The 13,893-nt window shown below is 41.8% G+C and carries 25 protein-coding genes and 2 pseudogenes; 1 reads left to right on the top strand and 26 read right to left on the bottom strand.

Annotation, left to right across the window (positions count from 1 at the left end; translation table 11 throughout):
* Positions 1–36: 36 nt before the first annotated feature.
* The 17 genes from VSQ61_RS17885 to VSQ61_RS17805 all read right to left on the bottom strand — a co-directional run bounded on the left by VSQ61_RS17885 (position 37) and on the right by VSQ61_RS17805 (position 10,469).
* Positions 37–780 (bottom strand): ABC transporter permease, encoded by a 744-nt coding sequence (locus tag VSQ61_RS17885; protein WP_334345744.1) that lies wholly within the window; start codon positions 778–780, stop codon positions 37–39.
* Positions 777–1,502 (bottom strand): ABC transporter ATP-binding protein, encoded by a 726-nt coding sequence (locus tag VSQ61_RS17880; protein ID WP_334345743.1) that lies wholly within the window; start codon positions 1,500–1,502, stop codon positions 777–779. The genes VSQ61_RS17885 and VSQ61_RS17880 overlap by 4 nt, the downstream gene beginning before the upstream one ends.
* A gap of 204 nt (positions 1,503–1,706) precedes the next feature.
* Positions 1,707–2,450, bottom strand: a complete 744-nt coding sequence (locus tag VSQ61_RS17875; protein WP_334345746.1) for a MerR family transcriptional regulator — start codon at positions 2,448–2,450, stop codon at positions 1,707–1,709.
* Between the two features lie 121 nt (positions 2,451–2,571).
* Positions 2,572–3,291, bottom strand: a complete 720-nt coding sequence (locus tag VSQ61_RS17870) for an ABC transporter permease (RefSeq protein WP_334345742.1) — start codon at positions 3,289–3,291, stop codon at positions 2,572–2,574.
* Positions 3,288–4,103, bottom strand: coding sequence for an ABC transporter ATP-binding protein (locus VSQ61_RS17865; protein ID WP_334345741.1), 816 nt, complete (start codon positions 4,101–4,103; stop codon positions 3,288–3,290). The genes VSQ61_RS17870 and VSQ61_RS17865 overlap by 4 nt, the downstream gene beginning before the upstream one ends.
* The gene (locus VSQ61_RS17860) at positions 4,100–4,900 is read right to left on the bottom strand and encodes a MerR family transcriptional regulator (protein WP_334345740.1); all 801 of its coding nucleotides are present in this window, start codon (positions 4,898–4,900) and stop codon (positions 4,100–4,102) included. The genes VSQ61_RS17865 and VSQ61_RS17860 overlap by 4 nt, the downstream gene beginning before the upstream one ends.
* Positions 4,901–5,314: 414 nt before the next feature.
* Complete coding sequence (locus VSQ61_RS17855; RefSeq protein ID WP_334345739.1) at positions 5,315–5,623, bottom strand: MGMT family protein; 309 nt, start codon at positions 5,621–5,623, stop codon at positions 5,315–5,317.
* A 12-nt stretch (positions 5,624–5,635) separates the two neighbouring features.
* Entirely contained in the window at positions 5,636–6,064 is a 429-nt protein-coding gene (locus VSQ61_RS17850; RefSeq protein WP_334345738.1) for an N-acetyltransferase, read from the bottom strand.
* Positions 6,065–6,161: 97 nt separating this feature from the next.
* Complete coding sequence (locus VSQ61_RS17845) at positions 6,162–6,413, bottom strand: fatty acid kinase subunit FakA-related protein (RefSeq protein WP_334345737.1); 252 nt, start codon at positions 6,411–6,413, stop codon at positions 6,162–6,164.
* Between the two features lie 46 nt (positions 6,414–6,459).
* A complete protein-coding gene (locus VSQ61_RS17840; RefSeq protein WP_334345736.1) occupies positions 6,460–6,948 on the bottom strand; it encodes a GNAT family N-acetyltransferase in 489 nt (162 codons plus the stop codon).
* 80 nt (positions 6,949–7,028) lie between these two features.
* Positions 7,029–7,568 (bottom strand): HD domain-containing protein, encoded by a 540-nt coding sequence (locus VSQ61_RS17835; RefSeq protein WP_334345735.1) that lies wholly within the window; start codon positions 7,566–7,568, stop codon positions 7,029–7,031.
* Positions 7,569–7,582: 14 nt separating this feature from the next.
* Positions 7,583–8,338, bottom strand: a complete 756-nt coding sequence (locus VSQ61_RS17830) for a GH25 family lysozyme (RefSeq protein ID WP_334345734.1) — start codon at positions 8,336–8,338, stop codon at positions 7,583–7,585.
* Between the two features lie 203 nt (positions 8,339–8,541).
* Positions 8,542–8,952, bottom strand: a complete 411-nt coding sequence (locus VSQ61_RS17825) for an iron chaperone (protein WP_334345733.1) — start codon at positions 8,950–8,952, stop codon at positions 8,542–8,544.
* A gap of 66 nt (positions 8,953–9,018) precedes the next feature.
* Positions 9,019–9,306 (bottom strand): DUF1905 domain-containing protein, encoded by a 288-nt coding sequence (locus VSQ61_RS17820; RefSeq protein ID WP_334345732.1) that lies wholly within the window; start codon positions 9,304–9,306, stop codon positions 9,019–9,021.
* Positions 9,307–9,404: 98 nt separating this feature from the next.
* Complete coding sequence (locus tag VSQ61_RS17815) at positions 9,405–9,701, bottom strand: hypothetical protein (RefSeq protein ID WP_334345731.1); 297 nt, start codon at positions 9,699–9,701, stop codon at positions 9,405–9,407.
* A gap of 44 nt (positions 9,702–9,745) precedes the next feature.
* On the bottom strand, positions 9,746–10,060 hold the full coding sequence (locus tag VSQ61_RS17810) for a hypothetical protein (protein ID WP_334345730.1): 315 nt from the start codon (positions 10,058–10,060) through the stop codon (positions 9,746–9,748).
* Positions 10,053–10,469: an SMI1/KNR4 family protein gene (locus tag VSQ61_RS17805; RefSeq protein ID WP_334345729.1), complete on the bottom strand. Its 417-nt coding sequence runs from the start codon at positions 10,467–10,469 to the stop codon at positions 10,053–10,055. The genes VSQ61_RS17810 and VSQ61_RS17805 overlap by 8 nt, the downstream gene beginning before the upstream one ends.
* 88 nt (positions 10,470–10,557) lie before the next feature.
* On the opposite strand from VSQ61_RS17805, the pseudogene VSQ61_RS17800 reads away from it, so the two are divergent.
* A pseudogene (locus VSQ61_RS17800) lies at positions 10,558–10,890 on the top strand (transposase); the annotation flags it as partial.
* Here the strand turns inward: VSQ61_RS17800 and VSQ61_RS17795 are convergent.
* The 9 genes and pseudogenes from VSQ61_RS17795 to VSQ61_RS22980 all read right to left on the bottom strand — a co-directional run.
* Positions 10,773–11,051 (bottom strand): hypothetical protein, encoded by a 279-nt coding sequence (locus tag VSQ61_RS17795; protein ID WP_334345747.1) that lies wholly within the window; start codon positions 11,049–11,051, stop codon positions 10,773–10,775. The pseudogene VSQ61_RS17800 and the gene VSQ61_RS17795 sit on opposite strands and share 118 nt — an antisense overlap.
* Positions 11,052–11,170: 119 nt before the next feature.
* Complete coding sequence (locus VSQ61_RS17790) at positions 11,171–11,338, bottom strand: RHS repeat-associated core domain-containing protein (protein ID WP_334345728.1); 168 nt, start codon at positions 11,336–11,338, stop codon at positions 11,171–11,173.
* Positions 11,266–11,916, bottom strand: a complete 651-nt coding sequence (locus VSQ61_RS17785) for an RHS repeat domain-containing protein (RefSeq protein WP_334345727.1) — start codon at positions 11,914–11,916, stop codon at positions 11,266–11,268. The genes VSQ61_RS17790 and VSQ61_RS17785 overlap by 73 nt, the downstream gene beginning before the upstream one ends.
* Before the next feature lie 245 nt (positions 11,917–12,161).
* On the bottom strand, positions 12,162–12,551 hold the full coding sequence (locus VSQ61_RS17780) for a hypothetical protein (RefSeq protein ID WP_334345726.1): 390 nt from the start codon (positions 12,549–12,551) through the stop codon (positions 12,162–12,164).
* A gap of 34 nt (positions 12,552–12,585) precedes the next feature.
* A complete protein-coding gene (locus VSQ61_RS22990; protein WP_502877056.1) occupies positions 12,586–12,717 on the bottom strand; it encodes a hypothetical protein in 132 nt (43 codons plus the stop codon).
* A 113-nt stretch (positions 12,718–12,830) separates the two neighbouring features.
* Positions 12,831–13,040, bottom strand: a complete 210-nt coding sequence (locus tag VSQ61_RS22985) for a nucleotidyl transferase AbiEii/AbiGii toxin family protein (RefSeq protein WP_502877055.1) — start codon at positions 13,038–13,040, stop codon at positions 12,831–12,833.
* Positions 13,037–13,225 (bottom strand): hypothetical protein, encoded by a 189-nt coding sequence (locus tag VSQ61_RS17770; RefSeq protein WP_334345725.1) that lies wholly within the window; start codon positions 13,223–13,225, stop codon positions 13,037–13,039. Before VSQ61_RS17770 ends, VSQ61_RS22985 begins: the two co-directional genes overlap by 4 nt.
* Positions 13,226–13,372, bottom strand: a complete 147-nt coding sequence (locus tag VSQ61_RS17765) for a hypothetical protein (protein WP_334345724.1) — start codon at positions 13,370–13,372, stop codon at positions 13,226–13,228. It lies immediately after the preceding gene.
* Between the two features lie 270 nt (positions 13,373–13,642).
* A pseudogene (locus tag VSQ61_RS22980) lies at positions 13,643–13,764 on the bottom strand (Fic family protein); the annotation flags it as partial.
* Between the last annotated feature and the right edge of the window lie 129 nt (positions 13,765–13,893).

The following is a 13,893-nucleotide window of genomic DNA, read 5'->3' as shown; positions in this document are numbered from 1 at the left end:
TATTGTATGTCAAAAATCATCTCAAGCAAACCCAATTTATTCCCACTTAAAAAACAGAATGGATATTCCTATACATATAATAGTGACTGTTCCCATGGTAATCACGGGCAAGCTGATATTTTGAACCGGCAGGCCGAGGAATGCTGCTTTCATAAGCCGAATGCCTTGTGTCATTGGAAAAATGCTGATTGCTTTTTGCACGGAATCCGGCAGAAGTTCAAATGGCAGTGTTGCTCCGGAAAAAATCAGCATAGGAAAATATAATGCACAGGCAATCACACTGGCTGTTTTTGTATTCTTCGCAATACCGCCTACCATCATTCCAATGCTCAAGGTTGATGCCATTGTAAGCAGCCAGCTCCCAAGAAAGCAAGTCCACGTACCGCTTATACGAATCTTCCAAAACAACATTCCGGCAATCGCCAGCGTCAGCATGGATACCCCACAATATAATACATAGATCGTAAATTCAACGGCAAGAAGAATGACCGGACTGATTGGCGTTACCTGAAACCGTTTTAAAATCTTGCGTTCCCGGTATTCCGACACAACAAGGGGCAGCCCCATCAGCCCTCCGGCACAAATAGAAATCGTACAGAGTGCACCGAAAGACTGCTCCATAAATGTATATTCCGCTCCCTTAAACATAGGCTTCATACCATAAATCAATCCCAGAATGAGCAGAACAATCAGCGGCATAATGACTGCGAAAATTACCATGTTCATATTTCTGATATTGAGTTTACATTCATTTTTTAACAGAATCCAAAAAGCTTTCATTGTGCACCATCCTCCTCACTGGAATAGTAAAGATATGCTTCCTCAAAATTCCCACAGCCGCTTTTTTCCTTTGCCTGGGCAGTCGTTCCATAAAACACGGCCTTTCCGTTTTTCAGGATGCATATTTCATCACAAAGAGCTTCTACCTCATCCATAAAATGCGAGGTCAGGAAAATGGTTAAGCCTTTTTCTTTCAGGGCAGACAATAATCTCCATACGCTGCGGCGTGCCTTTACATCAAGCCCGGTGGTCAGTTCATCGAGAAACACTAGCTGTGGATCGGGAATCAGAGCAAGTACAATAAAAAGCCGCTGCTTCTCCCCTCCTGACAGATTTTTCACCGGAACGTTCACCTTATCCTCTATGTCAAATTGACCGCAAAGCTTTTTCCAGTCAGCAGGCGACTGATAAAGGCAGGCCGTTTCCTCACATAATTCAGAGACTTTAATCTCCGGTTGATAATCACTTTCCTGAAATTGAACACCAACCGATTGAAAAAGACTGCGCCTGTCTTTTCGCGGATCATATCCAAGCACGGAAACCGTGCCGCTGTCTGCCCGGCGTGTTCCTAAAATACATTCAATCGCAGTGCTTTTACCTGCACCATTTGCTCCAAGCAGGCCGTAAACAGTACCACGTTTTACGGACAGATTAAGCTGCTCTACCGCAGGCAGACCGCCATAAGATTTTGACAAATGTTGAACACTTATTACTTCTTGCATATTGAAACCTCCTTTTTTAAGTTGCTGCGCAACAGCACTAAAGGGTAAAGTCACTTCAGCGCACACCTTTGAGAGAAACTTTCATTCGAAAGTGCACTCATGAAAGTTCCTCTCGTGCGCTTTCGCAACTTTACGCTGCACAGCAGCACCAATTTGTGAAAAAAGAATACCACCAATCAAAACATTGGTGGTAAAGTGGAGTGTTTACAAATTATAAGTTTTCATTTTTTCCAACATGCACAGAATTTTTTCCCCATTCTTTTCTGCCTCTGACAAAGATACAATCAGCCTGTCGCAGACAGAAATAATGCTGTCTGCCTGCCGGGGCACATTTAATGCTGTGCGGATATCGGTATCCGGATTTTTTGATAACTGGTCAAGCAGGTGTAAAATTGCTTCAAGAGAATAATTTGCGCATCTCAATGAACGAATAATCTTAAGCTTCCTAATATCATCCTCCGTATAAACACGATATCCGTTTTCTTTTCGCTTAACAGTCAGCAGACCATTCATTTCCCAGTTTCGCAATGTATCCATGGAAATGCCAAGATACTCCGATACCTCTTTTCGCTTCATGGAAAGAGGATTTCTTTTTGAAGAGCCGGACATTATGTTCTGCACAATCTGAATTGCTTCTTCCGCATTTTGCTGCTCTTTTCCAAGCTGCTCCAAATACTCTCTTGTGAGCACGATTGCCTTTTCAAAGTCACCGGCCGCTGATGCTTTCACCATATCAACGATTTTCTTTCTCAATCCCCCTTGTAATATTTCAATCTGAAATGCAGTGCGGGCAATCCGGATTTGCTGTATATGCAGGTCGGTAAAAATGCGATACCCGTTTTCCTTTCGTTCCGGTTTTGGTATCAATCCCCATTTCTCATACAAACGAACCGTATTCGGATGTATTCCAATGATTGCGGCAACCTCCGCTGTTTTATAGGTATTTATCTCATATCACCTCCATTCAAAAGCATTTTATCGCCAAAACAAAGTCTGGTGGTATAATGGAGGGTTTTACTATGGCAAAAACGTGAAATACAATGAATGCTGCTTACATTCATAGATTATTTTATTCAAAATGATTTCCGCTTCTTAAAAGTATCCCGCATACAATAACTGCCCCACAAAATACCAGAAATAAATACCAGAGATTTTCAAACTGAAATCCATTGTCCAGCATCAGCTGATAGCCCCATGAAGCAGGGAAAATGCGTCCTATGGATTTAAGGAAATCCGGCAGCAGATCCATGGGAAACATAATGCCCGAAAGCATAATTGAGGGCAAAAACACAAGCTGCGCCGTCATGGTTAGCTTCGCCTGATTTTTTACAGCCAGCCCTAATATGCATCCAATACTCAAGGACACAATCATATATACGGCAAGTGCAAGAAAAAACCCCGGTAAATGCACCGGCAGCACCGCTTCAAACAGCACCGGGGCAAGCAGCAGGATCAGGATGCAGCTGCACATCAAATGGAGGAATGCGGAAAGAAACATGGCAGCCAATCCTAAGTATAAAGGTACTCCGTTTGCCCGATAAACCTTTTTGACATCACTTCCATAGGTCTCAGCCAGCGATGGCGGCAGGCCGATAAATGCTCCCATTGACACGCTCATCACCAGCATGGACTGTATAAGCGTGCTTTTCATTTCCGGCATAACAGAGGTGAAAATACCGCCCATGAGCAGGAAGAAAATAAGGGGAACTACGTAGCAGGTAATCAACAGGGATTTGCTTCTTATATCCAGTTTCCACTGCAATGCCGCACCATATAAAAAACCATTCATTTTTCCGCCCTCCCTGCCATTTCCATAAAATGCTGTTCCAGTGTGCCTCTGTCAACTTTAATGTCTGACACTCCGATTCCCCTGTGTTTTAGCTCACTGAGCAGGGAAAGCAGGGTATCTTCTATGCTGTCCGTTTCCAATGTTCTGTCTCCCTGCTGCGTTTTTACATGGATAACGTATTTTTTTCCGACTTTATCGGTAAGCTCCGAGGGGGTGCCGCAAAAGACAATTTTTCCGTCATTTAAGATTGCGATACGGTCGCACAAGGCTTCCACCTCTGCCATATCATGGCTGGCTAAAACAATTGTTTTCCCCTGTGACTTTAGCTTTCGGATCTGCTCGTGCAGCGACAGCCTGCCCGCAACGTCAAGTCCTGCCGTGGGCTCGTCAAGGAAAATGATATCCGGATTGCCGACAAGGGCCAGGGCCAGATGCAGCCGCCGTTTTTGCCCTGTTGAAAGCTGAATATACAGGCTCTTTTCCATTTCCTTTATGCAAAGAGCCTCAAGCATGGAATCGTCAGGCTTTGTTTTGTTCCATTTGGCAAAGAGCTTTACGGCCTCCATTGGCCTTATGTGTGCGGGCAGGGATGCCGACTGGAGCTGAATACCCGTTTTCCCCTTTACGGTAATTGTGCCGCTGTCATATTTCTTCAGACCCTCCATACATTCAAGGGTGGTTGTTTTTCCTGCTCCGTTTATGCCAAGAAGGGCAAATATCTCTCCTGCCCTAATCTGAAAGTCAAGTCCTTTCAGAACCATATGGCGGCCATAGCTTTTCCTTAATTCACGTACTTGTATCCCGCTGCTCATTTTTTTGCCTCCCCAAAAGGATTTACTCCAAGCTGTGTAAAATAGATTTGCAAAGCTGGCTCTAAATAATCATTGATGCTATTTTGCTTTTCCTCCCATGCATTCTCTGCCGTGCCGATATTTCCAAATTCCATCAGCTTTGGCAACAGGCTCATATCTCCCTCTGTAAACTCCATAATCAAATCCCAATACATTTTTACAATCTGCTGGCTTTTTTCGCTTTCGGGAGGTACATGATCCTTTTTAAGCCGGAGGATTTCATCGCTCAGACCGTTAAATCTGTCCATAAAGTCCAGGCCGCTTTTTTTGTCAAAATGGCTGCGTATATGATCCAGGGTGTCATCATCGAAGTGCTTAATGAGATAGTAAAATTCATTTTGCATCTGCAGGTTGACGATAATATCCGCATACTTTTTAAAGCTCACGGTCTGCATTTGCAGCACCTCTTCTTTCAGCCGCTCTATGGCCGTCAAAGAAGCTGTGAGCTGCTCTATTTTCCGGCGTATGGCATCTGCCTGCTCTGTGAGCGCAGACGCAACCTCTTGGGGTGTCTCTAAGGAACTTAGGCGCTGTTTTATATCGTCCAGCGAAAAGCCCAGTGATTTTAAGGACAGAATCTGGTGGAGCATAATTAAATCCCTGTCCGTATAAAGCCTGCGCCCGCCCTCGCTCTCTGCGGACGGGGAGAGCAGACCCTCTTTATCGTAGTACTGGAGCGTGCGGACGGTAACGCCCATTTTCTTTGCTATCTCTCCAACTGTCATAAATCCCGGCGGTATTGCCCTGTATTTTACCATAATCCTTTTACCTCCTATCTTAAGTTGCTACGCAGCGGTACTAAAGGTAAAGTCACTTCGGCACACCTGTAATGAGAGAAACTTTCATTCGAAAGGGCACTCATGAAAGCTCCTCTCGTGTGCCTTTGCGACTTTACCGTCCAGCAGAAAATATTTCTTAAAACATTTGACATTTCTTAGCCGGACTACTGATATGGAATTGAAACACTTTGTTTATCCTGTCATAAAGTATTATAAATTATTACGCAGCGTCACGAGCAATACCTTTTTGAAAATAATCTTTTCGTCCTATCCCTCCTTCATAGCTTTCAAATTTATACAATGCCATTAAGTTAAGCTTCAAAAAATGCCCGAAGCCTTCATAAGCCTTTTGGTGCTTAACTTAATGACATTGCCAAATTTACATGTACATTTTCAGCAATCCCATCGATACTTTTTCATATCCACATGGGTATCATCCTTAAATTCCACTTGTTCCTCAAGCAGCAGATTTTTCTGCTCATAAAAATGAGGCGCTATTCTTCCTGCATGATTTACAACACGGTGGCAAGGATACCTGCCGTAATATTCGGACATGCTTAAAACCTTTCCCACAAGCCTTGCATTTTTTTCCCGGCCAATGAGCCTGGCAATCTGTCCGTAGGAGGCAACCTTTCCCTCTGGTATTTCTTCTACGACAGATAGTATCTCGTATATCAAATCTTCTGTGAGAACTGCAGACATTTTATTTTCTCCTTAAACCTGCCATGACATAACATATTCCCGCTGGCCCGTGTCCTCATCTACGCTTTGAGATTGGACAAAGAATCCCTCTCTTTGATAGAACTTTACTGCCCGCTGATTCCTTTCATAGACCTTTAAGGTCAGATTTCCTTTGATTGCCTTCACGTAGTCCAGCAACTGCTTTCCGATTCCCTGTGATCGGGCATTCTCTCTTACAAAAAATCCGGCAATATAGCTGCCGGACAGGCCGATAAAGCCATCAAAAGTGGCTGTATTGTCATTTTCATATACATAGAGCTCTGCTTTTGGCAGCATTTCTTTTACCTCATCAAAATGCTGTTTCCAATATTCCTTCGATATAAAATCATGGGCTTCTGTGTTTCCATGGAGCCACAGATCCATAGCAGCTTCCAGATCGGATGGCTGAAACTTTCTTATCATACATGGTTCCTCTTTCATTTTGTCATTTAAATTTTATCTTTACTGCCCTGTTTTTATTGGATTTTTATCAGCTTTTCCAATGTATTTTCTTCCCAAATTATCCTTTCAATCCTCGTGTCTGCCTGTCCATGTCCTCCACTACGATATCATAGATCTCCCCCAGGGAAGCGCAGTATTCAAGGACTTTCCATGGTTCATTTGTATGGAAATGAATCTTTATCAGCTCTTCATCCCCAACAGCCAGCAGGCAGTCTCCTTTAAAATGACTTACAAAATATTCATTGATTGCGTCCTCGTCCAAATCGGTCCCCTCAATTAGCAGCTGCGTATCATATCGAAATTCCAGCATATTTTTCTTCCACCTTTCCCTTTTTAAGATTGTACATCTCTTTGATTTATAAATCCAGTCTCATGTAGATAGACGAATTCATTGGACTGTCGTTGTAGCTTTCTGTCTCATAAAATCCATATTTCTGATACATATGGATGGCGCTTTTCAGGAATGGAAGCGTGTCAAGAAACATATGGGAATATCCGATTTTTTTTGCGTCCTCTATGATTCTTTGGACCAGTTGATTTCCTATCTTCTTTCCCCGAAACTGCGGCCTTACATACAGGCGTTTCATCTCACAATTCCGGTCGTCTATCTTCCTTAAACCAATGCAGCCTGCCGCTTCTCCTTTTAAGTAAGCCAAATATAATCTGCCGTAAGGAAGTCCGTACTTTTTATCCAGCTCCTTTAATTCATCCTCATAATGCTGAATATCAAGATATTTCTGGAATGAGCTGTCTCCTGCAATCAGCATATTGGTATATTCGGAAAATAAGCCCGCTATCTCCTCCGGGTGATCGTATGCAGGGACTATTTCTATTTCTATCTCCATTGCCGCTTCCTCCTTAACAATAAGATCCCCTTACTGATGGTTTATCAAAAACATCTGAAAGGCATTTTTAAAGCTGATTCTCATGATATCTTCTTTCTCCCGGCTCTCTTCATGGTTGAGAGTAAACCGCATTTTAAATTCTTCCCGGCTGATAAAAAGGGGCGAATAGTTTCCTCCGCCGCACAGTATTTGTCCGCAAGACAGACAATCCAGGCTTCCTTATATCGTGGAAAAATCGGATTGAGAGGAAACATATGTCTGGCTATGATATTTTCCTCCAGCTTATTCAAATGAAAGTCTTTTTTCGCATTTTTCAGTGCGGTGCCTGCATGATATAATCCGTGGAGACGATGGCTTCGATCCTTTTCATGCCAGTCATACAAAAAATAATCATGGAGCAGAGCACCTCGAAGCAGAGACTTTCTATTTACTCTCAAATGCAGCTTTTTGGCAAGCTTAAGGCTCAGACTGGCTACACGTACGCTATGTGCAAAAACAGTCGTTGTCCCATGCTGTATGTAATTCTTTTCCTCTCCAAGACGGCCCTGCTGCTCCAGATGACGAATCATGGACTTCAGCAGCTTCGGGCCCTTAGCTTGGGAGCTTTTTTTCTTTTTCATAGCTTTATCCTTACTTAATCCATACAAAACTTTCGCCACTGATCCTCATTTCCATAAAATACATTCAAATCAATAAACTCCTCTTCCCCCGAAAATCCTTTCATCCTTCCCCGATTGGTATACTGCCAAAATGTCCAGCCCTGTCCCACTCCATCCTCCGAATCGGATTCTAAGACCGGCTCTTTCCAAATATCACGAATCCACAGGGGGTATTCGTCAAATCTTCCTTTGATGTATAATTCCCAGGCTTCCAATGTGGCATAAATCACTGGTTTTCTGTCATAAGCCTGCTCTACCCGCTTAAGGTATTCCAAAAGTTCCGTCTCTACCTTATCCGCATCTGGCGGGTGCTCCTTTTTATCTCCGTAAAATTCCACGTCTACTACTGACGGCAGCATTCCCTCAAAAGCTTCCACCGTACGGATAAAGTGCTCTGCCTGAGAACTTCCCGGACTGTCAAAGCTGAAAAAATGATATGCACCTACTTTTAGTTCTGTTTTTCTGGCCTGTGCATAATTATCAGCAAATGCATCATCCACATAAGAGCTGCCCTCCGTGGCCTTGATATAGGCAAACCGAATATTCTGATCAGACAATACTTTCCAATCAATCTCTCCCTGATAATGAGATACATCAACACCCTTTATGGGATATTTTTCCGACGCTCTTCCATTCACATGAAAATACCCATTGTAAACGGCAAATGCCGTTCCAAGTCCCAGGAGCAGTAAAGCAGATAGCAGCGCCCCTGCTGCAACTCTTTTTTTCATGAAAGGCTCTCCTTTAACTCACTTTAACGCTTCCTAGTACAACGAAAATCAAGTTTTGGATAGTTTGACGCAGAATATTTTTCTGAGAGTGCTGCTTCACAAACGCAGTCGCAGCGGTGGCTACAGCGAGGCTTGGGGAGTAGTGCTATCAGGAAAATAGGCAAGTCAAACTGCCAATAACTTAATATTCGTTGTACTAGTGTCTATGGATGATTCCCCGTCTCATAGCACCATGCTGCAATCTCTCCAATCAATTCCAGGGGAAGCGGCTTGTTATAGGGAAGCTGTATTGTTCCTTTGCTGGTCTTGTACGCTTTCAGCTGTTCGGCAAATTCCAGGACAGCCTCCGATCCCGGATACAGGCCAATGTGCTTTTTAAATCCTGCGAACTGGATAATGTTATGCTTCTTCCAAAAAGTCGGCATACTCCAGGAAATCCGTTCTTCTGCTTCCGGCAATGCGGCATGCAGCACATTTCTTACTTCTTTTAGATACTGCCGTATCTCTTCCGGCTGTGCGGCAATGTATTCATCGATTGTCTCTGGCGCTTTTCCGCAGTAATGACCCTGATTTTGCTTTTTAAAGGTACGCCCGCATTTAGGACATGTCCACATCGTTGTTATTACCATCCTTTTCTGTCAATCCATAAAGTTCATATAGTGAGAGCATATTTTCCTCTTTTACTCCCGTTCCCTGACTGTTACCAATACCGTATCTCCCGGCTGTTTTCCTATTCGGGTGCGGATGTCCTTTCGCATTCCTAAGATATAGCAGATACTTCCGTCTACATTTTTAACTCCCATATTTACAATGCTGCCATCATAGGCTACTCCGTCAAATACGACATGCACTTTCACTCTGCCTCGTCCAAATTCCTTGCGGATATCATAGGGGAAAATAGCATACGCTCCGCCGGTTGCGCCTGCACTATGAATTATGGATTCGTATTCATATATTTTTTTGTTCACTGTCTGCGTCTTCTCTCCTTATATTGATCGGCACCTGCTCGCTCAATCATACCAGAGGCTTTTAATTCTTTGCACTTGCCTTTCTGAAATTTCAAGCTCTAATCATAGAGATAACAGGTCACCGCCTGGTTCTGGCCAATCTTGTGGGTCAAGCGGTCTTTCAGGTCATATTGATAACTGCTTCTAAGCTCTTCTCCCTTTTCTGTTCTTTTTACAGTGACAGACAGAAGGTTTCCTGCTGTATTATAGGTATGGCTGGTCCTCCGGTCAATCCCGTTTTGTTTATCCAGGACCCGTTCTTGTATAAGGCGGTCGTCCCCATCATAATTTCTGAGGATCTCAAAGCCCTTCGGTGTCTTAATCCAGTCCGTCTCCCTGGTAGGCATTTGGAGCATTTTATTTGCTCATGAATAATTCGGGTTTAAGCATTTTTACAGACTTATAAATTTTGAAAGTCTTCTATTACTTCTCTCACCTCCTCATTTTCTGACTGCATACCTAATTGAAAAATTTCTTGTTTTAATTCTGGGACTATAAGTATTGTCAACTCGACTAAGCGCCTATATTCCCATTCATCAGAACAATTAGTGCATGTACTTGCAACCTCAACAAAATACTGCTTCAACCAAGTTCGATCAATTTCCTTAATTTTTCTACGACTGATTTCTATTGGCCCCAAATTTTGTCCTAAACATGCATTTTGGATTAAAATTTTTAAAACTTGCTTGGAAACCTCTAATGGATATTCATCCATCAATTATATATCTTTTTGTATCTATTTTATTTAAGTCGAACAATAACATATCTGAATCAAATAAATTTGTCATAAATATTAACCATTCTTCCTTTAAATCATACCCCAGTTCTTTCATTTCTTCTGTAAAGCGAATCGCTTCTTGAATCGAAAGTAATTGATATCCTGAGTCTTCCTCTGTATTATATAAAATTGCTCCATTAGCCATCAATAAAAAATCCATATACTCTTTTGGCAGTTTTAGATTTTTATCAAAAATTATTTTTTCCAATTCTTCTACTTCTATTGGCATATTCCAATCAAATGTACATTGAATTGTATTTCCAAGAAAATCTGTACACACTAAGGTTTTGCTTTCTTTTGATTTTACATATAATTCTTCTAATGCTTGAGAGTTGAAAGTTTTCAATAAAAGAATAACTCTTTTGTATGTTTTATGGTATCCTTATAGTCACCACAACAAAAGGATAAAAACCACCCAAAAGAGTTATTCGTGTATAAGTTTACCATACCTTTCGGTGGTTGACTATATGATTATGCTAAATTTTATTGAAAATATTTTGTTCCACTTTGAATCCTGTTTTTCCCGCAAAGCTGCCTTCCGTTGGTTTGTGGCCATCAACATAGGGCTTATGCTCCGCTCTGATAAACTTGGTGTCACTTCCATAATACGTGACCTTGCTCTTAACCCGGGCTGTTATGATTCCCTGCTTCATTTTTTTAGGGCCTCATCCTGGTCATTAGAGGATATCCGTAGGCGCTGGTTCTCCGCTGTCAGGCAGTATGCACCTTTATATAAAGAAGAAAGCCTCCATGTCCTTGTAGGTGACAATGCAATTTTATTATCTATATCTGTAGGGCTACCACCAAACTTAACTGAATGCATTTCATGAATTTGAGTCCCCTTCAAATCAGGTCTATTACGATGTATATCTGCATTTGTTTTATTTGCAAAATCTCTAGCTTTATTATATCCATCACCCTCTAACAATCTAAACGGTCCTTCTGGTTTAGGCGCATCCGGATATCCTGTCCAATCATCTATAAAAAATTCGCCTGGAGCAAGTTCTTTCTTATCTAAACTACCAACCTCATCCCCACTGCCATCACCTAATTTTCCCTATGGCGGGCAATCATCTCCCATTTTTTATATCCACTCGGATCATAATACATTATCGGATTATTCCCACAGTATGCATACAGGTTCAGCCCGTCTCCCTGGTAGACATCCTCATGCAGAAATCTTCCCAGTGCCGGGGTATAATACCTTGCCCGCAAGTAATGTAATACTGCTCTATCGCCTGGTCATACTGCTGGCCTGCATAACGGATTCGGTTGGGTAGTTTCTCTGTGTCTTCCAACAGGTTTCCAAATGCATCATAACGATAATGATTTTGGATTTCCCCATTTTGAGCAGTCATAAACGCTGTGTTTAGCTGCTCATCCCTATGGTAATAATGGATGCTCTGATTCCTCTGGACTGCTTCAATTCCTAACCCCAGATGATAGCTGCTTTCTTCCTCATCCCCTCCTTCATATCTCTCATGCAGAAGCTCCCCGTTATGGTACACGAACCTGAAAAGCTTCCCGTTCTCTTTCATTTCATGCCGCAGGCCCTCCCCGTTTTCATCCGCAGCCTTCTCATATACAAGACTTCCAAACACGTTATAGGTACGGGTGACCTGTCTTCCGTCCCGGTCGGTATGCAGGGACAGATTGCCTTCTTCATCATACTGGAAAGTTTCTTTATCTCCCGACTGTTCGATGCGTTCGCATACTTTTTCGAGACTGTTGTAGCGGTATTGAATAGAATTACCCTTCCCATCAACAGCCCTGCTTACCTGCCCGACAGGCATGTATTCGTAGCTTTCCGACACGCCGTCCGGAATATAGGCAAAAGCGGTCCGGTTTCTATAGCCGTCCCTGAATTAACTGATCGTTCTTATCACATTGTGCCTAGTGATAACACCTATGTGAATGTATCTGTTTCCATACTTAGCATCAACTACACTTCTTACCCTTGAAACTGTTTGCCGGTTAGCATTTAAAAAATATATCCCTTTAAAAACTTCCTTATGTGCATTTCATGCTCCTATAAACACTATGTAAAGGGATTCTCAATGTAAATCTTGCTTTTTATATTTTTAGCTGCTATATAAACTCCAGATTCCACAAAATCATCCATATAGATTTTAAATAAAATACTTCCTTCCTCAATTTGATAATTTTTATTGATTTCTGTAAATTCTTTCACGCTTGCTAATTCAATAAATTTTTTTGAACAATCTAAATTCCAATATAACGGACCTTGTATAAAAGTTGGCCGTTCAAAAATCACTGATATGGCATATTCATTTACAGATGAATCTATTCTTCCTGCAACCTCTACTCTAATAAAACTCATTTGACAAATTTCAAAATCCATCCATAAGCATTTCTCTAAATATTCATTAATTCTTGATATTTCTATTTCTATATTTTTATTATTCATAACTCCACTTTACAACTTTTGATTAAAAAGTGCCTTATGAGACACTTTGGTGTATAAAAGCAACTTCTTTTGCTGAGGTAGCATCCATACGATACAGGTCGTAATAATGCCTGGAATACCGCTGTGACATTTCCAAATGTTCCGGCCTGTTGGACTCATGATGCAAAATCGTGGCTTTTTCCCAAAAAGTTCGCTCTGGCGCAACCGTCAGAACATCCGTATCTCTTTCTCATAACCCAAAACACCCCAATCCAAAATCAGATCAATATCTTCTGAAAATCAGTTAATCAAATTGTAGGCTTTGGATAAACTGGTGCCACCCTTAAACGTGACTGAATCTTTCCAGGGCGAACGGTGGAATAAATAATCCAGCGTAAAACAGACCCAGAAATCCTTTTCCACAATGGCATCACTCAGCCCCATCTCGTCCACTGTGTTACGGAACAGTATTTGCTTGTCATTGTCTGATAACCGTGCGGCATTTTTCATTTCTCCTGTACCTCCCCAGCAATCTGTCGTATTATATCGTAAACCCAATCCGTAGACTGTGCCGTCTCTTTTAACATAGCAATTTTATCTCCCTCATCCAGCCGAGATTGCATCATTTGAACTGTTTTGGACGTAACATTTGTCTTTCTCAGTGTTTTCAATGCCTGAATTACAAGAATTGTCATCTAGGAAAGTCCCAACAGGTTCAGAGCCGTATCTCCGCATGGAGCAATCGTCCAGCGATAATTTCGTGCCAATGCCTTAGCAACGGCACGTGGATCTGCTGCCACTACTATTCGTTCTTGAATCTGCCTGGAATATCCGTTTGCCACTTTATTCACCGCCTTTTGTCCCGAATATTATATAGTATTCGGGACATTTTTTTCAATATACTGCAAGGAAATTACTTATATTTTTTCACCTGTTTTCCACACAGCGCAAATTTCATGCAAACATTCTAAAATTCCAATTTTTTATTTGTGCCAAAAAGGACATCCACCCAAATAAAAGATGAAATGTCCTTTGGCATATACACTATTCAATTTTATGTACAAAGCAGTTTGCCGCTGTTACGCCGCTTTCTTCTGGTGTCTCTGTGTTACATTCCTATCAGCAAAAGGATGAATAAACTCAAATTCATAATGAAAAATGCAGGATTTAATCAATGGGTGAAGCTTCGATTCTTTTTAATGACAAATAATTCCTGTATCAAATTCGGAACATAGGACTGGCTGGCCAAACCGCTTGCACAGCCCCTGATCACGCACCTTTGTCTTTTTCAGAAATTTATCAACTCCATCAACAACCTCTTTCAAATCCCGAATTCTGCATACAATTCCGTACTCTGCGGCTT

The sequence above is a fragment of the Candidatus Merdisoma sp. JLR.KK006 genome (assembly GCF_036941035.1).
Lineage (GTDB): Bacteria > Bacillota > Clostridia > Lachnospirales > Lachnospiraceae > Laedolimicola.
This window is presented reverse-complemented; position numbering and strand designations above follow the sequence as displayed.